The following is a 15,574-nucleotide window of genomic DNA, read 5'->3' as shown; positions in this document are numbered from 1 at the left end:
TGCGTAAAATTTACTCTATTATAACTCTAAAAGAGCTTGTAACTGATTTAAATGAGTTACTGTATAGGTTGGTTTTATTCCATCGGCTAATTGCTCACCAGGGTGTTGTAACCAGCAAGTATCAATACCTGCATTGTTGCCGCCAAGTATGTCACTTGCAGCAGTATCACCCACCATAAGTATCTCGCTTTTATCTGGGTTACCCATTAGCTCAAATGTGTGCTCAAAAATCGCTTTATTTGGTTTTGCTATACCCACAAGTTCAGATATTACTAACCATTCAAACATATCTTTTAAGCCAGTATGCTCAAGGCGTACGGTTTGTAAGCGGGCAAATCCGTTAGTAATAATACCTAATTGAGCATTTGGCTTAAGTTTATTTAAAAGCTCAATAGCACCAGGTAATGGCTCGCAAATTTGCGCCATAGCATCTAAAAAAGCATCGTTTAGCTCTTTTGCGGGCACATTGAGTTTTGAAGCCCATTCATTAAAGCGTGTTACTTGTAAGTAATCTGCGCTAATAGTGCCATTTTGATAATCAACCCACAGCTGCTTATTGGTTTTTTGATAATGAATATAGTCGTCTTGGCTAAAATCTACGTTGTAAGCTTTAAACATGCGAGTCATGCCCGCTAAAATATCAAACCTAAATAAGGTTTCGTCTGCATCAAACAATACATAGTTGTATTTCATTAAACTTCCTAAATTAATTTGTTTGGCTGTAGAGATCTACGTGTAGAAAGGGCGCCATAGCTAAAGTGAGTGCTTGTGTATAGGTGCTTTCGCGCGTGGCGTGATTGTTTGTAAGTAACCCAATAGCGCCCCCTTTTTGTTTAACGTTGGTGGTATTAAATGCTTTGTCCATTACATCGCCAAGCTCTTCGCCGTTAAGTAATGCGTTATAAAGCACTTGAGGCAAGGGGAGGTTGCTGCTGCGCCCTACAACCTGATTTAAGGCATTATCAATAACTACGTAAGCAAAGGTTGCTGCACCATAGCTAAATTGCTCTGCACCGCCTTCCATTGCCACGTAGTAGTGAGCTTGGTAATGCTCTTTGCAATAATTAACACGGTTTTGTGCGCCAACACGTGTTTCTTCTTCGCCAATAGGTTGATCTGGCACATTGGATAGGGCATCAACACCTTGGCAATCAATTTCATGTTCAGGGAAATACATTGCAAAAATATGTTTAGCCGCGTTAATTTTTACAGGGTTTTTAGAACCCACAATAATTTTTAATGAGTACAACACAATGTCCCTTATTGTTACTAAAATCAGCAGTGTACGTGAGAGAGCTCAATCTTAGAAGAGGAGTTAAATAGGTATATCCAAAGGTGCTAAGTTTTCCAGTGCACGCTTTTTCAAAATAATATCTTTAATAAGTGGAGTAAGAACCAGCTCCATAGCTAAGCCCATTTTGCCCCCTGGTACTACAAGCGTATTAATACGAGACATAAAACTGCCTTCGATCATCCGTAAATAATAAGGAAAATCAACATCATCAATCCCCCTAAAGCGAATAACTACAAAGCTTTCATCAAGAGATGGAATATCTTTGGCGCTAAATGGGTTTGATGTATCAACGGTCGGCACGCGTTGAAAATTAATATGGGTACGAGAAAACTGCGGGGTAATATGATTTATATAGTCATCCATACTGCGCACAATAGAGCCCATAACCGCTTCGCGAGAATGGCCTCGTTCGGATGTATCGCGTATTAATTTTTGAATCCATTCAAGGTTAATAATTGGAACCATGCCTATTAATAAATCGACATGCTTTGCAACGTCTACGTCTTGATCAACTACACCACCGTGTAACCCTTCATAAAACAAAATGTCAGTATTATGGTCAAGATCTTGCCAAGGTGTAAATGTACCTGGTAATTGATTATACGGAACGGCTTCATCAAAGGTATGTAAGTAGCGGCGTAACTTTCCTTGACCTGTTTCGCTATAGTTTTCAAACAACGTTTTTAAAGCGCCAAAGTCATTGGCCTCTCGGCCAAAGTAACTAATATGTTTACCTTCTTGTTGTGCTTCTCGAACTTTTTTATCCATTTCGGGGCGAGTGTAACGATGAAAGCTATCTCCTTCGACAAAAGCCGCTTGAATATTAAGGCTACGGAAAATATGTTTAATTGCATTCGTTGTGGTGGTTGTACCCGCACCAGATGAACCCGTAATCGCAATAATAGGATTTTTAGCTGACATGTTAATTCTCTTTTTTAGGACCAGGTTTTATAACCAGACTAAACTTAACATTATTTTAAGTCGTTTGGGTATCTTAAGAGTTGACTGACTTAGCTCAAGTGACGCCATCAGCAAATAACGTTATCATGAGGTGCTTAAAATTAAAACGAGAGAAAGCATGAAACTTATTAAACCATTACTTGGATTATTTTCTATAGCAGCGCTGAGACCAATAGTGGTGCAGGCTAGCATGCCAAAAAGCCAAGTATTACTTGCTGATTTAAATACACCTTTCGGGGTACAAGTTAGTATAGTGAGCGATAAAAATAGTTATAACAACCAACCGCACTTAACAAGTACAGGTTTATACTTTACTCATGAAGTAATTAATAAAGGGCAAAGCCAAACTGATATTGCTTATTATGATTTCACGTCAAAAAAAGTTACCAATATAACTAACTCTCCTGTAAGCGAATATTCGCCAACGGTTATGCCAAGTGGTGATGCGATATCAGCGATTGTTGTAGAAGCTGACGGTAAGCAAAAATTGTGGCATTACCCACTCAAAAATGAAGATGCGCCAAGTCGTATTTTTGATTGGATTGAACCTGTTGGATACCATGCATGGGGTGTCCAAAATGATTTAGTGATGTTTATTTTAGGAAAGCCTCACACTCTTCAATATACTTCTGTTGCACAAGCGAAGGGGGAAATAGCTGCCAGTAATATTGGCCGAACGCTTATTTATAACAACTCAATGGCTGCATTTTTATTTAGTTACACTAAAAACGAGCAACACATTTTAGCGAGTTTTAATCCACAAGATAAACAAGTTGAAGACCTATTAAGGTTACCGGCTCAAGTTCAAGATTTTATTTTAAAGGATAATGCGACCATTGCTTATGCTATTAAAAACCGCGTTTATCAGCGTAAACTTGATGGAAGTGATGAAGTATCGCAATGGCTTAATTTAAGCACCTACTGCGAAACAAATATAACAAGAATGAGTTACAACAATGAAAAACTCGCTTTTGTATGTGATATAACAAAGTAAAGCAGACAAATAAATTCAGATTTTATTGTGTGTATGCGTTAATCTAATACGCAAATTAACTAATAGGGATTACACGTGGCTTATAGTGCAGACGAGCTGACAGAACAGCTCATTAAATTACAGTGCAGAAGTAATTTTAAGATTAAAAATATTGCAGAGTACATGTTAGTAAACTCTAAAGAAGCATTTTATACCCACAGCGAAAGCGGCAAGGGTAAAATAGTAATTCGCCCTGCATTTGAAGTATTTAGCGATGATTTTAATGATATAGATGGCGTAACACGTGCGCAAGGGTACTTCCATAGCAGTGAGATGACACGCTTTCCTACGCGCATTTTTAAAAGCGCTCAACCTATTCACTACGGTGTTGCGTTTAAAATAAACTCTGAGCAAGCAGCCAAAGATTTTATAGCCAAGCTAACTATGATTATTGGCAACTAATTTTATATAAAAAGTAAAAAGCCGCTGAATTTATATTCAGCGGCTTTTGTATTTTTATAGCTCAATAAACCTAATAATTACTTACTTTTTAAAAAGCTATTAACCGATTCAAGTTCACGTGTTTTAAGCGCGATACAATCGTTTGTGCTTTCTTCAAGCTTACTTAATGTACGAGCGTAACCAGCTACATCAGCTACTTTTTCGTTAAAGAAGGTTTTTGTTGTCGCTAAGCTTTCTGCATCACAGCTTGCAGTTGTAAAGTACGGCAAGTTAGGAATAAAGAAAGGCGGTAAGCTTGCTGTTACTTTATCGTAGTTACTGTAAACCCAATCAATAAATAACGCTTGGCGCTCATCTGTGTAACTTTGACCTGACAAAATAGTACGCATGTCAGATGCCGTTACTTCATCCGTTAAGCTATAAGCTAATACCGCTTTTTGTAACTCAGGTTTACCAAAAAAGCCCATAGCTGCAAGCATGTTTGTGCGTACTTGCGGATCTTTAGTCGTTTTAAACGTTGTCATGAATTGATCAAGCAGCGCTTTGTCACCATGAAAAGCAGCAAGAGTTAAGTACGTACCCGCTAAGTATGGGTCTACTTTTTGTGGATCATTTAAATAAACCTGCGTTTGTTCTTTGGCTTTATTGATGACGTTTTGATCTTCACCATCAAAACCTAAGCGTGATACAACGGCTGCACGAAGTTGTGCAATAGCACCATCTTCACCCGCTTTTGCTTCTAAACCATATTTTTTAGCAGCAGGCGTTACTGCACCGCGAATAAATTCAGGCCATAGGTCTTTATTGCTATCGTCTTTAAAAGTGCGCTGTTGCGACACTAAGTAACCTAGTGCGGTATTTGCTACGCGAGGGTGGCTATCGCTTACGAACACTTCAAGTGTTTGCATTAACTTAGTAGCAGATATAACACCAGCATCAAGTAGCGCATCAGTAGCAGATAGTAACGCTAAGCGTTCACGGTCACTCAGTACGCTTGGCGCCTTTTTAACAAGTGCGCTAAATTGTGCATCATCCATTACCCAGCGGTAGTAGCCTAATGCACCTTGGTCAGGATAAATCCACTCTGGTTCAAAGTCTAAATCTAGTGTTTGGCTTTGTTTATTAAGTAATACGTTTGCTGTTTTTACTTTATCGCCAGCACCATATTTAATTGCAACAGGTACATTCCATAGCTGCTCTGGCGCATCAACGCCTGCGTTTACAAAGCGGCTTTGTGAAATAGTTACTTTGCTACCTTGTTGAGTTACTTTAACTAGTGGGAAAGAAGATTGCTCAATAAACGATTTTAAAACACTCGCTACGTCTTTATTTGATGCTTTACCAAGTGCTTCCCATAAGTCGGCCGCTTCTGCATTTTTATATGAAAACTCTTTTAAATAACTTTGAATACCTTTTTGAAATGCATCTTCGCCAATCCAGTTTTCAACCATAGCAAGTACTGAGCTGCCTTTACTGTAAGCAAGACCTAAACCGTCCATAATGTCGGCTTCGGTTTTAATTGGCTTACGAATAGGCTTGGTGCTTAGGCGTGCATCAAGTGCCATTACGTTGTTTTGTGGCAGGTCTAAGTGCGATTCAAACTCAGGGTTAAGCTGCTTAGTAATTTTTGCAGCCATCCAGCTAGCAAACGCTTCGTTTAACCATAAGTCGTTCCACCATTTCATGGTTACTAAATTACCGTACCATTGGTGAGCAAGTTCATGAGCAATAATTGATACATTACGCTGTTTTTTACTGCGTGTTGCTGCAGCTAAATCAACTAATAAAATATCTTCTCGGTAGGTTACTAAGCCTGAGTTTTCCATTGCGCCAAATGGAAACTCTGGTACCGCTACTGAGTCTAATTTTTTGTAAACGTAAGGAATACCAAAATACGCTTCAAGTGCGCCCAGTACTTTTGGCATGTTTTCTTTTGCGTATTGGGCTAAGTGAATTTTACCTTGAGGGGTAATTACACGACCAGGAATTGGCATGCCTTTAATATCTAATTCTTCAAATGGGCCAACAGCCATCGCGACTAAGTATGAAGGAATTGGCGGCGTTTTATCAAAAAAGTGTGTGGTCATATCGCCATCAACCGTTGTTTTTAGTTCTGGCGTATTTGAATATACTTTTTGTGATGTAGGTGCAGTAATCGTTAACTGAAATGGAATTTTGTAACTTGGCTCATCAAAAACAGGAAATGCACGGCGTGCATCACTCATTTCAAATTGAGTAAATAAATAAGGTGTGCCTTGGTCTAACGTTTTGTATAAACCAACGCTTTGACGATTATATGGCGCTGAAAAATCAACTTTAAGGGTGTATTTACCTGGTTGGATTTGCTCATCACAGCTAAATTTAACTTTACCTGTTTTAAGCATTTCGTTGTTTAAGTCACAGTTTTCGTCGCCAAGCAGTTGCGCCATTTTAACAGCGTAAGCTACGCCATTTAATTCAATGTATTTTGTTGGTTTTAGTACTTCTAGGGAAATCTCAGTTATCCCTGTGAATGTATCTTGGCTCGGATCGAGTGTTAACGATACCTGTTGAGAACTTGGTTTTGCGAGTTTTTCAATAACGAATTCGTTAGCGTTTGCAGCACCCATTGCCAAAGCAACGCTCACTGTTAAGAGGCTTTTAAGAAACATAGTGATCCCTAGATTGTTGTTGTTAGAAACTACCCTAAATAGGCTTTTTTATGCTCATATTATTAGGGGGTTAGATATCCTAACAGTTTTTTTTAATAGAGTAATTGATTATAACGGTGACTTTAAGGGGAAATAGTAACAAAGTTTGTCAGTGGCTTTCGCGTGTTATAAAACGCTGCCAATGCAGGTGTGAGTTAATTATACGTATTTTTTGGATCACGTTATTTAATAAAAGCACGTCCTTAAATTCATTGTGTGGGTATTCGTTAAATCCCATGAGGTAATTAAAGGCGTCTTTAGAGTTGGCTTGCAGAGCATGGATACGCACTTGTTGCTCAAAGTTAAGACGAAGGCTGCTTATTGCTGTTTTCATACCGAGTTGATCAACGTTTGGTATATCACACTTTTGTAAATAGCCGGCTCGCTCACCTTCACCTGAAAACCAAATACGGACTTTTTCACTGTATCTGCCAGTTTTAGCGGGTAAGTCGAACATTAATCGTTGTTGATTTTGTGATTTCATGAATGCTAAGTATTCATTAAACCCGGCATCTATAAGTGCCTGATGCACTGGAACTAAGCGAGGTTTTATCTTACCGTGAGTATGAAAATTAAAACATAAGACATCTTTTTCAAGAGACAGATCATCAAGCGTTAGATAGCCAATTTCATCGCTATATGCACCACTGTAATATGCAATTAGAGGAAGCCAAAAATGCCAGTGTTTTGGTTGCTCACGTGCAACTTTAAAATCACCGTATATATATCCATTATAAAGAGTGTGCAGTTCCATGGCTGAAAAGGGCCGGCGACCAAGATGGGTTTTCAACGTAATACCTTGAAAATAATGATGTGTTTTATTTTATACCCAACTAGCAGTAGATGCTAGTCGGGTTTTATCCGCTCTTAATATAAAGCGTATAAAGTATTACTCACTTAATGCGCGAGCTAAACCAGTAGGTTCAATCTCTGTACATACTTGGTCATCATTCCAGTTAATGCCAACAAGTGCGTTATCTTCATTTAAATCTTCAACCCATGCATCTAAAAATTCATCAAGATTTATTTCTACAGGGCTGTAGTCTTTCCACTCTTCTTTACATTGCGCTTTAGCTGCTTCTTCACTTTCCCAAAGCAGTAGTACGTCAGTTTCGTCAAATTGGTTAGAATCGCACACTACAAAGCCATTATCTTCTGCACCAAGTGCCCAAATTACTTCGCTAACACGTACTTTTTCTACAAAGTTAACTAGTTGTGATTCAATTTCGATATCGCTCATGTGTTTACCTTTTTAAATTAGTGACGAGGATTAGTATCTATTGCTGCTTGACGCTTGCCATATTGCTTATGAAAAGCAACAAGCTCTGAATACTGACTAAAGTCAGTTAATTCACGAAAGCAAATCCAATCAAGCAGGCAGTATAAACTGATGTTGAGGTATTCACAGCTTTTAAATTCTTCATCGCTTAAATGGGTATTTAAAAAGCTTAATGTTTGTTCAATTCGTTCGTTTTGCAAATTAAAAAAGAGTTTATCGCTTTTGGTGTCAAATCCAGAGCGTTCACATAGCAGCATTTCTATTAGCGAATCGTTACAGGCATTTATAGTCGTAAGTAAGTGCTCTTGCGGCCACGTTAGTTTTGGTTGTCCTGTTTTTTCAAGTAAATAGCGCAATATAGAATTAGAGTCACTAAGTGTTAAGTCGCCATCTACCAGAATGGGAATCTTTCGAGCTGGATTTTTACTGGCCATAGTAGGGCGATCTTGCTCAGAAAATATATCAAGACTCACAAGCTCTAGTTTACAGTTGTTTTGTTGTGCCCAAATTCTAATTCGGCGCACGTAAGGTGAAGGTACAGAACCAATTAATTGCATAATTACTCCATAAAAAAGCCGCATAAGCGGCTTTTATAAAACGTTACTTACGATACAGTTAAATTTATTCTGAACGGCTAGTAACTTCAAGTAAATGATAACCAAATTGAGTTTGCACAGGGCCTTGTATTTGGTTAATTGGAGCTGAAAACACAACTTTATCAAACTCTGGAACCATCATACCAGGACCAAACTCACCAAGAGCACCGCCATCTTGACCTGATGGGCAGTTTGAATGCGCTTTGGCTAATTCAGCAAAGTCTTCGCCTTGCTCAATTTTTGTTTTTAAGTCTAAGCATTGTGCTTCACTGTCTACAAGTATATGTCGTGCGCTTGCTACTGTCATAAAATCTCCCGAGTATAGTGTGGTGTTTTTTTAACCGAATTAAAATATCATTCTAGTTAGTTTCAACTAATTGTACCAGTATAAACTTATTTATCAGAAAGCACAGTTTCAATTGCAGCAATCATTTGTTCTGAATCAGGTGCTGCTTTGCTGTTAAACCGCAAAACCGTCTCACGATCAGCAGACACTAAATACTTATAAAAGTTCCAATTTGGAGAGCTAGTTTGCTCATTCAAATATTTAAAAATTGGGTTCGCTTTACTACCACGCACTTCGCTTGTAGCAAACATAGGGAAGGTTACACCATAATTTACAAAGCATACTTTTGCAGTTTCTTTTTCACTATCCTCTTCTTGAAAAAAATCATCAGAAGGGAACCCTAATACGACTAAGCCTTGTTCTTTGTATCGTTGATATAGCGCTTCAAGGCCTTTAAATTGGGGTGTAAAACCACAGTTGCTTGCCGTGTTTACTATTAATAAAGGCTTATTTTTAAATTGGCATAAATTAATAGATTCTTTTGAGCGCAGCTTTCGAATATCGACATTGGTAAAATCTTGACAGTCTTGGGTAGAGGTTTGGTTTATAGTTGATGATGTTTCAGCGTGGAGTGGGGCATTAATAAATAAAGCCATTAATCCTATTATAATTTTTTTTAGCATTACATTACCTAAACTTTTCAATTGTTTGATTGGATAATCATACGCTAATATGAAACAAATTGATCAACCTTTGAATGACCTATGACAACCCGTTTAGCAACTATTGATGATCTTAGTGAAATTGTAGCCATTTATAACGAAACCATTGCAGGGCGAATGGTAACTGCAGATACGCAAGAAGTGAGCGTTGACGAAAAGCGTGACTGGTTTAATAGCCATAACGATAAAAGACCTATTTATGTTTACTGCGAAAATAACCAAGTACTTGCTTGGGTAAGTTATAAATCGTTTTATGGGCGTCCTGCTTACGATGGCACAGTAGAGATGAGCATTTACATTACCCGTAAAGCACAAGGTAAAGGGCTTGGTAAAAAGCTAATGATATTTGCTCAAACACAAGCTAAGCAATTAAATATTAAAGTATTGCTTGGTTTTATTTTTAGTCATAATTTACCCAGTGTTAAATTATTTAAGTATTTTGATTTTGAAATATGGGGCGAGTTACCAAGCGTTGCCATAATGGATGATAAGGCGTATAGCCTTACTATTTTTGGAAAACATCTGAAATAAATTATTTTTCATAATGTTGTAATATTTTTTTACAAAATAAGACGAAGGGTTTATGCCAATTAAATAAAAATAGACTACGCTGTTGGGATATTAAGTTTATTAATTTAAAGTGTGGCTTGATGATTCGAAAAATATTAATTATTGATAGTAGTAGTGTCATCGCGATGCGTGTGAAAGTGCTTTTAGAATTAATAGGGTGTGAGGTCGAATTAATTCATTTCAGCATGCTAGACATGTATACCAATATAGGCGATTACGACTTAGTTGTTGTTGCCCATGGTGTGCCTGTTGATTCTATAAAACCGCTTGTAAGCGAAGTAGCGCAAGAGCGCTTTATGCTGCTTGCGCCAAAAGCACAAAGCGGTGAACAACTAACTGCGTTTAGCGAGCTAAATCATATTGCGCCTGACGCAACCGTGGTCTACCCATTTTTTTCTAATAAAGAAATTACTTCTCTTTTAGAGAGCCTATTAGAATTAGGCTCTAACCATATTTTGCAATTACCTACTATTTTACTTGTCGATCATGTTCCTGAACGTCTCGAAAAAATGAAAAATAGCTTAATCGGTGCTCATATCGAGACTCATACTGCGACAACCTCCGCAGAAGCTTTAGAAATTAGTAAAGAAAAGCAAATAGATATACTGATAAGCGATTTTATTTTAGATGACGGAACAGGTTTAGGAATTTTTTCAAATTTAAAAGTAACCCAACCACATTGCCGTTGCTTATTATTTACCTCACGTCCCGATCAAGTTTCAATGATCGACGCAATTCGTCAAGGCGTAGAAGATGTACTTATTAAACCTTTAAACGATAGCTCACTATTACAATCAATACATAAATTATGGCAAACAGAGTTATTAAAACGTCATAACGCAGAGCTTGTAGAAAGGCTACAAGATACGGTTGATGCCCTAATTGAAAAAGACAGCCTACTTCAGGTTATTTATAAACATACGCCCGATGCAATTATGTTATTTGAAAAGTGCGGTAGAGTGATAGAAGCTAATGATGCTTGCTTGAGACTATTTAACTTACCGTTTAATGAACTCGAAGGTAAATCAGTATTTGATTTTTTAGATGATGATTCAATTTTAGGTATTAAAGATAAGATTTCGACATTAAATAGTAATCGACAATTTAGCTGCGATTTACGTTTATCTAAAACAGCAGGAGGTTATATACCCTTAGTTGGCTCTTTTAATGAGATAGATCACCATGGCGAAATAGCACTTGCGGTCATATTTAAAAATGTAACCCATCTTAAGCAAAAAGAGGATTTATTACTTGAAGCAAAAGATGTTCTTGAAGAGCAAGTAAGAGCACGTACTTCACAACTCGAGCATGCTAAAAATGTGGCTGAGGCTGCAAACTTAAGTAAATCAGAATTTTTAGCAAACATGTCGCATGAACTTCGAACACCTATGCACTCTATTTTAAGCTTTTCGCGTTTTGGTTTAACTAAATTAGAAGCTGGAGATTTTGCAAAAGAAAAACTCATTAAGTATTTATCGCGAATAGAGAGTAGTGGTGAGCGTTTACTGTCGTTACTAAATAATTTACTCGACCTATCTAAGCTAGATGTAAGTAAGTTTCCATTTAACCCTCGTCCCTATAATTTAGCTAATATTATTAAAACAAGTATTGATGATGTGTCTGGTACTGCAATGGAAAAAGAAATTGAGATTATATTTACCGCACAGCCATTACCTGTAATTGCACAATGTGATGAAGATCAAATAAACCAGTTACTTCGAAACGTACTAGGTAACGCACTTAAATTTAGCGAACCTAAAAGTAAAATACGGGTAAATTTAGAGTCAGATAATAAGCTTGCTACTATAGAAGTTACCGATAATGGGGTCGGTATACCAGAAGATGAGTTGGAGCATATTTTTACTAAGTTTGTGCAAAGCAGTAAAACAAATAGTGGTGCTGGTGGCACAGGGTTAGGCCTTGCATTGTGTAGAGAGTTTGTATCTTTACACCAAGGTGAAATCACTGCACGTAACAACGAAAATGGTGGTGCAACTATATCTATACAAGTGCCATTAGAAATAAACTTAGACGAGCATTTAGCTGAAGAACAGTTAATACAACACACTAATTAATTGTTTTTTGGCATACCAAGTAACTTTTTAAAGAGTTTGAATGGATGATAAATTATGGCCTTAACTAAAATACTTGCCGTTGATGACGAACCCTTTAACCTTGAAATTATTGAGGAAATTTTAGAGGAGCTTGATTTTGAATTACAAGTAGCAACAAGTGGTCCTGAGTGTTTAAACATGGTTGAAGGTTATATGCCTCAGGTTATATTACTCGACGTAAGCATGCCGCAAATGAACGGCTATGAAGTATGTAAAGCACTTAAAGCAAATCCAAATACAGCACACATTATTGTTATGTTTGTTTCTGCTCGCGGCACTGTTGAAGAACGCATGGAAGGCTATTCTGTTGGCGCAGAAGATTATATTGTAAAACCTTTTGGCCATGACGAACTTAAATCTAAGCTTAAAAATTTAAATCAAGTACTCGTTGAAAAGCAAAGCCTAGAAAAGCAAGTTGAAGATGCAACATCAACTGCATTTAATGCAATGGCCAATAGCAGTGAAATGGGGCAAATAGTTAACTACGTTGAAAACATAGGCTTTATTAACGATCCTCAAGAGCTAGGTAAAGCGCTTGTAGATTGTCTGCAGTCTTTTGATTTACAAAGCAATGTAGAATTTAGAGAAAATAATGAAATTAGCCTCTTTGCGCTAAACGGCGTGTGTTCACCTATTGTGGTGGAGCTATTTGAAATGCTGAAAAACAAAGGGCGCTTACATGAGTTTTCGCACCGAATTTTAGTTAACTATGAATTGATTAGCTTACTCATTTTAAATATGCCCGATCATGACCCTGATAAGCATGGTCGTATACGCGACCACGTATGTTTTATTGTCAGTGTTACCGAGCAGCAGCTACGCGCCATCATGACCAAGAAAATGCTTGAATCACAACGAGCGAAACTTAATGCCGTAGCAAGTACTGTTCATAGTAAGTTTCATAGCTTAATTAGCTTGTTGAATGAAAACCGTCAAAACAACGAAAAAGTGTTTAAACAGTTACAAGAAGAGCTCGAAGAACGTATCCCATCAATGGGACTGGATGAAGATCAGGAGGTGTTTATTTATAAAAAAGTAGATGAAACTATCCAAAACTCAGTAGCAAGAGAAGAGTCTGTTAAACAAGTCAAAGCAGCCTTTACAGAGATAGAACAAGATCTATCGTTACTTTTGAAAAACTAGTTACTTCGCAATATAAAGGTTTACTTAAGCGGTGCTATGCATCCCTTGGTAAGCCTTTTTCTACAATTCTAATTAACCTAGCTGTTTTACGAATTTGTAATCGTTGTTTATCGTTTTGCTGAGCAAGTGCCCATTCAATATGCTCTAAAACAAGTTCGCTGCATATTTGGCTTTTATCTTGTAGGGCATTAATAATAGCGGGGCTGAATTCTGCATTACCTAAACCAACTGCTAAATTACGTAACCAACGTTCGTGACCAATGCGACGAATAGGGCTGCCTTCGGTGTTTTTTAAAAATGTAGGCTCATCCCAAGCAAACAGCTCAAGTAAATCTTTATCTTTTAATTGAGTGCGAGGATGAAAGTCATTTTCGTCAGTTATTTGTCCATAACGATTCCAAGGACATACCAACTGGCAATCATCACAACCATAAACACGATTGCCTAATAAAGTTCGGTACTGCTCTGGTATTGGCCCTTGGTGTTCTATGGTTAAATACGATATACATTTACGTGCATCAACAACGTAGGGCTCTACAATTGCACCTGTTGGGCAAAGAGTAATACAAGCAACGCATTTACCGCAGCCTTCAAAGGTGTTTTCTGCATCAATTGGTAGAGGTAAATCAATAAATAGCTCGCCTAAAAAAAACCACGACCCAGCTTCTTGGTTAATTAATAACGAATGCTTACCACGCCACCCTAAACCGGCTTTTTCGGCAAGTTGACGCTCAAGTACAGGGGCTGAATCTACAAAGGGTCTAAAGCCATACTCGCCAATTTCTTGCTCTATTTTTTGGCCGAGTTTTTTTAAACGATTACGCATTAATTTATGGTAATCACGACCTAATGCATAGCGGCTTATATATGCTTTTTCTTTATTTTTTAAGGTTTTTGCAAAGCCAGCATCGGGAGGGAGATAATTCATTTTTACGGATATAACACGTTGTGTACCAGGCACTAATTCAGCAGGGCGGGCGCGTTTCATACCGTGGGCAGCCATATAATCCATCGAGCCGTGGTAGCCTGCATCAAGCCAACGTTGCAATTGGGCTTCGTGCTTTGATAAGTCAATATCAGTAATGCCCACTTCGCTAAAGCCAAGCTCTTGCCCCCAGGTTTTTATTTGCAGGGCTAATTTTTCATAGTCTGGGGTAGGGTTGCTCACACGCTTTACACACTTAAATTAATAGCTGCGTAATTTACCATATTTCTCTGAGCCCGAAAACGCTTCTTAGTGCACAAAGCGCTTTAACTGTTGTTGGGTTTGTAAGCTTAGCTGTTGAGATTCCTCGCTATCGGCTAATGCCGTATCTATTTGCAGTTTAGCTTGCTCACCTAAAGCTACGATTTGCTCTACCGATTGGTGAGTCGTACTTTGGGTGCCCTCAAGCAAATGTACAGCACTGGCTATTTGTTGCAGCTGCTGCTGGTTGTGCTCAAACTCACTAAGCATTTTAGTAAAGCCATCACAGGTTGCACTAATTGAGCTTTGTGCGTTATTAGAGTGAGTCATTAATTGCTCTGACTCTTTATTTGTCTCGTTTACCAAATCATTCATCTGACTTATAAAGTCGCTAATCTGCCTAGTTGCGCCACTTACCTTTATTGAAAGCGTGCGTACTTCGTCTGCAACTACGGCAAATCCTCTGCCAGCTTCACCCGCTCTAGCTGCTTCTATTGCGGCGTTGAGGGCTAACAAATTAGTTTGATCAGAAAACTCTTCAACCATTTTTAAAATACTACGAATGTTTTCACTGTTCTCTTTTAGTCCCGCAATTGTATTTGAAAAGCTACCTAGCATATTAGTAATAAGTTTTACCTGCTCTACTAAAGCAGCGAGTTCTGACGCAGATAGTTTTACAAAGTTAAGATGTTCATTATTAACGTTATGTACGCTATCTGTATTATTTACTATGTCTTGTAAGCTTTGGGTTATTTGCATACTGGCATTAATAATACTGTGGCTTAACTGTATTTGTTGCTCACTTGATTGCTCAGTATTTTTCATTGATTCAGTGACTTGTGTATTGCTGTGTGCACTAGCTTGAGCACTGTTATATGTTGTGCTGAGTAACTCACTTAAATGGGCAGTAAATATATTGTATTGTGAACTTAAATCTTTAAATTCGTCATACGAAAAGTGGGGAAGTTTTGCTGCTAAATTTGCATCTTGTTGGTTTATTTCTATCAAAGTATCGCGCATAGCAGTAACAGGGCGAACAATTAAAAAACGCATATAAAAAAGAGTAAAAATAAAACCAGATATGATCACAAGCGTAAGCAGCCAAAATAGCCCTGTACTTTGCTGTTGTTCGCTTAAACTCTGATGCAGCCAAAATAACGTAATTGCTTGAAACAATAATACAAAACTTAAATTACCGACTATTTTACGGGTTAACGTAAAAAAGAATGTTTGCTCTATATAGTTATAAATTTTCATAAAACCACTCATTATGCTCAAGCCCTACGATTGTTATTTAAG

The 15,574-nt window shown here is 37.7% G+C and carries 16 protein-coding genes; 5 read left to right on the top strand and 11 right to left on the bottom strand.

Translation table 11 applies throughout. The features are described 5' to 3' along the window. Positions 1-18 precede the first annotated feature (18 nt). The 3 genes from yjjG to I6F10_RS00815 form a co-directional block, all read right to left on the bottom strand. Positions 19-693, bottom strand: coding sequence for a pyrimidine 5'-nucleotidase (yjjG, locus tag I6F10_RS00825; protein ID WP_165743111.1), 675 nt, complete (start codon positions 691-693; stop codon positions 19-21). Positions 694-706: 13 nt separating this feature from the next. Further along, positions 707-1,252, bottom strand: coding sequence for an inosine/xanthosine triphosphatase (gene yjjX, locus I6F10_RS00820; RefSeq protein WP_096040826.1), 546 nt, complete (start codon positions 1,250-1,252; stop codon positions 707-709). A gap of 63 nt (positions 1,253-1,315) precedes the next feature. Continuing rightward, complete coding sequence (locus tag I6F10_RS00815; protein WP_002958002.1) at positions 1,316-2,215, bottom strand: phosphoribulokinase; 900 nt, start codon at positions 2,213-2,215, stop codon at positions 1,316-1,318. A gap of 157 nt (positions 2,216-2,372) precedes the next feature. On the opposite strand from I6F10_RS00815, the gene I6F10_RS00810 reads away from it, so the two are divergent. Both I6F10_RS00810 and I6F10_RS00805 read left to right on the top strand, forming a co-directional pair. After that, positions 2,373-3,248, top strand: a complete 876-nt coding sequence (locus I6F10_RS00810; RefSeq protein WP_165743112.1) for a hypothetical protein — start codon at positions 2,373-2,375, stop codon at positions 3,246-3,248. A gap of 75 nt (positions 3,249-3,323) precedes the next feature. Then, a complete protein-coding gene (locus I6F10_RS00805) occupies positions 3,324-3,689 on the top strand; it encodes a hypothetical protein (protein ID WP_007376965.1) in 366 nt (121 codons plus the stop codon). A gap of 77 nt (positions 3,690-3,766) precedes the next feature. On the opposite strand, the gene I6F10_RS00800 is transcribed toward I6F10_RS00805, so the two are convergent. The 6 genes from I6F10_RS00800 to I6F10_RS00775 form a co-directional block, all read right to left on the bottom strand. Next, positions 3,767-6,340, bottom strand: a complete 2,574-nt coding sequence (locus tag I6F10_RS00800; RefSeq protein ID WP_165743113.1) for a M1 family metallopeptidase — start codon at positions 6,338-6,340, stop codon at positions 3,767-3,769. A gap of 148 nt (positions 6,341-6,488) precedes the next feature. Beyond that, the gene (locus I6F10_RS00795) at positions 6,489-7,169 is read right to left on the bottom strand and encodes a hypothetical protein (RefSeq protein WP_024605975.1); all 681 of its coding nucleotides are present in this window, start codon (positions 7,167-7,169) and stop codon (positions 6,489-6,491) included. A 99-nt stretch (positions 7,170-7,268) separates the two neighbouring features. Next, positions 7,269-7,619, bottom strand: a complete 351-nt coding sequence (locus I6F10_RS00790; RefSeq protein WP_002958007.1) for a DUF2750 domain-containing protein — start codon at positions 7,617-7,619, stop codon at positions 7,269-7,271. A 17-nt stretch (positions 7,620-7,636) separates the two neighbouring features. Next, on the bottom strand, positions 7,637-8,215 hold the full coding sequence (locus I6F10_RS00785; protein WP_165743114.1) for a glutathione S-transferase family protein: 579 nt from the start codon (positions 8,213-8,215) through the stop codon (positions 7,637-7,639). 64 nt (positions 8,216-8,279) lie between these two features. Beyond that, positions 8,280-8,561, bottom strand: coding sequence for a peptidylprolyl isomerase (locus I6F10_RS00780; protein WP_165743115.1), 282 nt, complete (start codon positions 8,559-8,561; stop codon positions 8,280-8,282). Between the two features lie 86 nt (positions 8,562-8,647). Further along, the gene (locus I6F10_RS00775) at positions 8,648-9,223 is read right to left on the bottom strand and encodes a glutathione peroxidase (RefSeq protein ID WP_002958010.1); all 576 of its coding nucleotides are present in this window, start codon (positions 9,221-9,223) and stop codon (positions 8,648-8,650) included. An 81-nt stretch (positions 9,224-9,304) separates the two neighbouring features. On the opposite strand from I6F10_RS00775, the gene I6F10_RS00770 reads away from it, so the two are divergent. The 3 genes from I6F10_RS00770 (at position 9,305) to I6F10_RS00760 (ending at position 13,089) form a co-directional block, all read left to right on the top strand. Continuing rightward, a complete protein-coding gene (locus tag I6F10_RS00770; protein WP_165743116.1) occupies positions 9,305-9,793 on the top strand; it encodes a GNAT family N-acetyltransferase in 489 nt (162 codons plus the stop codon). 119 nt (positions 9,794-9,912) lie between these two features. Continuing rightward, on the top strand, positions 9,913-11,907 hold the full coding sequence (locus I6F10_RS00765) for a hybrid sensor histidine kinase/response regulator (protein ID WP_165743117.1): 1,995 nt from the start codon (positions 9,913-9,915) through the stop codon (positions 11,905-11,907). 54 nt (positions 11,908-11,961) lie between these two features. Continuing rightward, positions 11,962-13,089, top strand: coding sequence for a response regulator (locus tag I6F10_RS00760; RefSeq protein ID WP_165743118.1), 1,128 nt, complete (start codon positions 11,962-11,964; stop codon positions 13,087-13,089). Between the two features lie 34 nt (positions 13,090-13,123). On the opposite strand, the gene queG is transcribed toward I6F10_RS00760, so the two are convergent. Next, positions 13,124-14,257: a tRNA epoxyqueuosine(34) reductase QueG gene (gene queG / locus I6F10_RS00755; RefSeq protein ID WP_024594635.1), complete on the bottom strand. Its 1,134-nt coding sequence runs from the start codon at positions 14,255-14,257 to the stop codon at positions 13,124-13,126. Between the two features lie 66 nt (positions 14,258-14,323). Then, complete coding sequence (locus I6F10_RS00750) at positions 14,324-15,544, bottom strand: methyl-accepting chemotaxis protein (RefSeq protein WP_165743119.1); 1,221 nt, start codon at positions 15,542-15,544, stop codon at positions 14,324-14,326. Positions 15,545-15,574 lie beyond the last annotated feature (30 nt).

This window comes from Pseudoalteromonas sp. SWYJZ98 (assembly GCF_015864495.1).
Taxonomy (GTDB): Bacteria; Pseudomonadota; Gammaproteobacteria; order Enterobacterales; family Alteromonadaceae; genus Pseudoalteromonas; species Pseudoalteromonas distincta.
Note: the sequence above shows the minus strand (reverse complement) of the source record. Positions and strands in the feature narration are given on the sequence as shown.

Excerpts from the sequence above, each read along its gene's own strand:
- I6F10_RS00810 (WP_165743112.1), top strand. The coding sequence starts at position 2,373 with ATGAAACTTATTAAACCATTACTTGGATTATTTTCTATAGCAGCGCTG.
- I6F10_RS00780 (WP_165743115.1), bottom strand. The coding sequence starts at position 8,561 with ATGACAGTAGCAAGCGCACGACATATACTTGTAGACAGTGAAGCACAA.
- I6F10_RS00800 (WP_165743113.1), bottom strand. The coding sequence starts at position 6,340 with ATGTTTCTTAAAAGCCTCTTAACAGTGAGCGTTGCTTTGGCAATGGGT.
- I6F10_RS00760 (WP_165743118.1), top strand. The coding sequence starts at position 11,962 with ATGGCCTTAACTAAAATACTTGCCGTTGATGACGAACCCTTTAACCTT.
- yjjG (WP_165743111.1), bottom strand. The coding sequence starts at position 693 with ATGAAATACAACTATGTATTGTTTGATGCAGACGAAACCTTATTTAGG.
- I6F10_RS00815 (WP_002958002.1), bottom strand. The coding sequence starts at position 2,215 with ATGTCAGCTAAAAATCCTATTATTGCGATTACGGGTTCATCTGGTGCG.
- I6F10_RS00790 (WP_002958007.1), bottom strand. The coding sequence starts at position 7,619 with ATGAGCGATATCGAAATTGAATCACAACTAGTTAACTTTGTAGAAAAA.
- I6F10_RS00775 (WP_002958010.1), bottom strand. The coding sequence starts at position 9,223 with ATGCTAAAAAAAATTATAATAGGATTAATGGCTTTATTTATTAATGCC.
- I6F10_RS00770 (WP_165743116.1), top strand. The coding sequence starts at position 9,305 with ATGACAACCCGTTTAGCAACTATTGATGATCTTAGTGAAATTGTAGCC.
- I6F10_RS00750 (WP_165743119.1), bottom strand. The coding sequence starts at position 15,544 with ATGAGTGGTTTTATGAAAATTTATAACTATATAGAGCAAACATTCTTT.
- I6F10_RS00785 (WP_165743114.1), bottom strand. The coding sequence starts at position 8,215 with ATGCAATTAATTGGTTCTGTACCTTCACCTTACGTGCGCCGAATTAGA.
- I6F10_RS00765 (WP_165743117.1), top strand. The coding sequence starts at position 9,913 with ATGATTCGAAAAATATTAATTATTGATAGTAGTAGTGTCATCGCGATG.